The following is a 3180-nucleotide window of genomic DNA, read 5'->3' on the forward strand; positions in this document are numbered from 1 at the left end:
CGCAGGTTCACGCCACCGTCGTGCATCGCCTCAAGCGGTTCGCCCGAACCCAGCACGCCCTTCTGGAAGATCGCTTCCCCCGTGCTCGTTGTAGTCACCGGCGGCGCTGACGGGGCAGCGTTCGCCTGGCCCACCGGCACAATCAACGCGCCGAGCAACACACATTGAACGAGCATGCGCGCCACGAGCGGCCGTGCCCACGTCATGGTTTCATGGTTGACCCGGGCGCGGTCCATGGTTAGGGGCTCGGCCGGGTCAGTGCAGGCAGCGTCGGCGGCGCCACCTCGGCGTTGACCGACACCGAATTGCGCCGGCCCGGCGAGCCGGGTCGGGTAAACATGCCGTCGTCAAGCGGCGGATTGAGCGAGACCTTCTCGATCGTCAGCTTGTCGCTCTTTCCGGCCGCCGCTACGCCGCTTTCGATCGTGAACGGTATCTGCAAACCCTCGACGTCCTTGTAGTCGCTGTACTTCACTTGCACGGTGACCGGCCCGCGAGGGCCCCGCGCTTCGCGGTCGTACTTCACATCAAGAAAGCTCTGCGCGTCGACCCACACATGACGGGTCACACCGCGGATTGGCAAAGCCGATCGAGACGTGAAAGCCCGCCGGCCCGAACTCCTGGAAGTACGCCGGGCCGCCAATCTTGACGAAAGCGTCGTGGCCCTTCTGTCCGTCCAGCGTGTTCGTCTGCAGCCATTCCTCGCCTCTGCCGATTCTGTCGGCCGCCGGCGTCGCGACGACGCCGTAGCGGCCGGGCATCAGGTTGGCAATGATGGCCTGGCCGACGAGTGGCGACAGCGTCTTGCCGTCCGACTCGAATTTCGGGCAGGTCGGGATCATGCCGACGAGGCCGTCGGTCGACGCCGAAATCGGGCAGGCATTTAGCCCCGTGATCGGATCGATGGTCCCCTGCAACGAATTGGACAGCGGCATGTTGAACATGTCGTAACTCATCTGTCCGGTCGCGTCGCCGGTTTGGCCCGCGTCGTCCCAGAGCTTGATTTCGAACCCACCGAGTCCTGGCTCACGGGCCGAACCGAACGCGTCGGTTCCGCCGCTGACGTCCACTTCTCCGTTAAGCGGGGCGTCGTCCTCGAAGACGAACACCGAGACCTTTGCTGTCGGGAACGGCGATTCAGTCACCAGTACGTTGACGGGGGCCCTGGCGGTCAGTCCGGCCGGGACCGGCGGGATCGGCGCGCCGCTCATGGTGTGGCCGCACTTGCCCGTGCCCGGCGCGAAATCCGCGCCACCGGGACCGGACGGGCAGTCCTTGGCGATATCGAACTGTCTCGTCGGCCCAGTGGGGTTTTTCGGATCGATGGGCACCGGATTGCCGCCGCCATTCCCGAAGGTGTTGCCCGCATCGCCCGGCAAGACCGAGATGTAGTGGTGCTTCGTCGGATCGAGCGCCACCTGGCTCGGGTCGACCGGCACCTGTTGCGCAGAGGTCGTGCGGCACACGCCGTTGCCGATGTCGCACACTGCCGGCAGGTGGGAGCCGCTCTTCGGGTCGTACACCGTCTGTCCTGCCTCGCACGCGACCTTGCCGACACAGCCTGCCGCCACCACCGGCATGTAGCTGGTGTGGAAGTTTGCGCCGAGACTCGGAACCGGTAGCGGCGGGCACGTCGACGGACGCGTTGAAGCGGTCGTCTGGCATGCAGGATCGATCTGGAACGTACGGTCTTCCTCAATGATCCAGCGGTAGTCGGTCAGCTTGACTGGCGTCTTGCCCGGCAGTGTGCTCGGCGCGTCCAGCACGTTGACTGTGAGTCCGCTGCCGCCCTTGAACGTCACGGTCACGGTCGCGGCAGCGCTCGACGTGTTCTGCGAATTCATTGCCGTGTATTTGAACGTCATGGTGGCAGTCGCAGTGCTGCCCACCGGCGCCGTCGTCGGTACCGCGATGAACGATCCGTCCGGATTCAGTGTGACGGTCCCGCCTGTCGCAGCACCCGAAATCGCCGCGGTGAGCTGCAACCCCTTCGGATCTGAGGCATTAGCCAGCACGTCGGGCGCGCCGATCTGCAGGCGCGACGCGATGTTGCTCGTGTAACTGCCGTTGTTGGCCACCGGCGCACCGGACAGACAGCCGTTGGCGGCGCTACAGGCCGACAGCGTGACCGTTGCCGAAACCGCAGGATTGCCGTTCGCCTGATACACAAAGCTGTCAGATGTCGTGCCCGCATTCGGCACATAGACGAACGTGCCGTCCGGATTCAGCGTGAGCGCGCCGCCGGTGGTCGTTGTCTTGACCTCAACGCCGTAGACATTGACGTCCTTGGCCTTCACGCCCTTGGCCGGGTCCGACACGGTCAACGTGGTGCCCGGGATAAAGAAGTAGTTAGCGGAATTGGCGACCGCATTCTGATTGGCAGCCCCCGCCGTCGGCAGCGCGCCGCCATTGACGGCGATGTAAGCCTGCATGCCGCCGTCGCGTTGATTGTTGGTCGACAGGCTCAGTTCGCGGTCGAACACCGGCAGCGCCGTTGCGCCAGTCGCCGGTGCGTTGACCATCACGTCATAGGTTTTGCCGGCCGCCAGAAACACTTCCGACTGGACCCGCGGACTGCCGGGCAACACATTGCCGTCCTCGGCGATCAGCGAGAAACCGGACACAGCAGGATTGCCGGTTTGTGTACCGACTATCGACGGAACGTGCATCCGCAAACCTGCATTCACGAAGCGCACGAGCACCTGGCCCGTAGCAACAGGCGCGGTGGCGGCAAACGAAGACCCGCCGGGATTGGTCCGGTCGAAAGCGACGCCATTGATCAGGTAGTAGCGCGGATCGTAGTTCACCGTCGGCGGATAGCAGGTGCCGAACGACGTCGATTTCGAATCGCCGCAGCCGGGTGACCAGCCTGCGCGGGCGGCGTGAACGACGCGCCGGTCGCGCTAGTGGCAATCGGCCAGGTGACCGCGGTTTGCGTCGGATGCGGCGGACTCGGCATCGTCGTCAGCCTGAGAGTACCGATCCGATCATCAGGATGACACACCAACTCAAGACGAAGGCGGGGCGCGCACTGTACGGCTTGCGCAAGAACAAGGTGAAGCGTAATTCAAAACACTTCAAGGTCCGACTGAGTTCGCGCCGGTTTGCGGACTCACTTCGTCGTCGACACGCAATGAAAGCAATTTGAAGGCTGATTGGGGCAGCAAGCCGGGGCGTTGG

1 protein-coding gene and 2 pseudogenes are annotated in these 3180 nt (G+C 64.3%); all 3 read right to left on the reverse strand.

The annotated features are described in order from the left end of the window. Window positions 1-236, reverse strand: a pseudogene (locus GNZ13_RS38890) (hypothetical protein); the annotation flags it as partial. A gap of 2 nt (window positions 237-238) precedes the next feature. Continuing rightward, window positions 239-556 (reverse strand): LolA-like protein, encoded by a 318-nt coding sequence (locus GNZ13_RS38895; protein ID WP_172175087.1) that lies wholly within the window; start codon window positions 554-556, stop codon window positions 239-241. A gap of 13 nt (window positions 557-569) precedes the next feature. Continuing rightward, window positions 570-2867 (reverse strand): annotated as a pseudogene (locus GNZ13_RS38900) (Ig-like domain-containing protein); the annotation flags it as partial. Window positions 2868-3180: the final 313 nt, after the last annotated feature.

The organism is Paraburkholderia elongata (assembly GCF_013177735.1).
In the GTDB taxonomy this organism is placed as follows: Bacteria; Pseudomonadota; Gammaproteobacteria; order Burkholderiales; family Burkholderiaceae; genus Paraburkholderia; species Paraburkholderia elongata.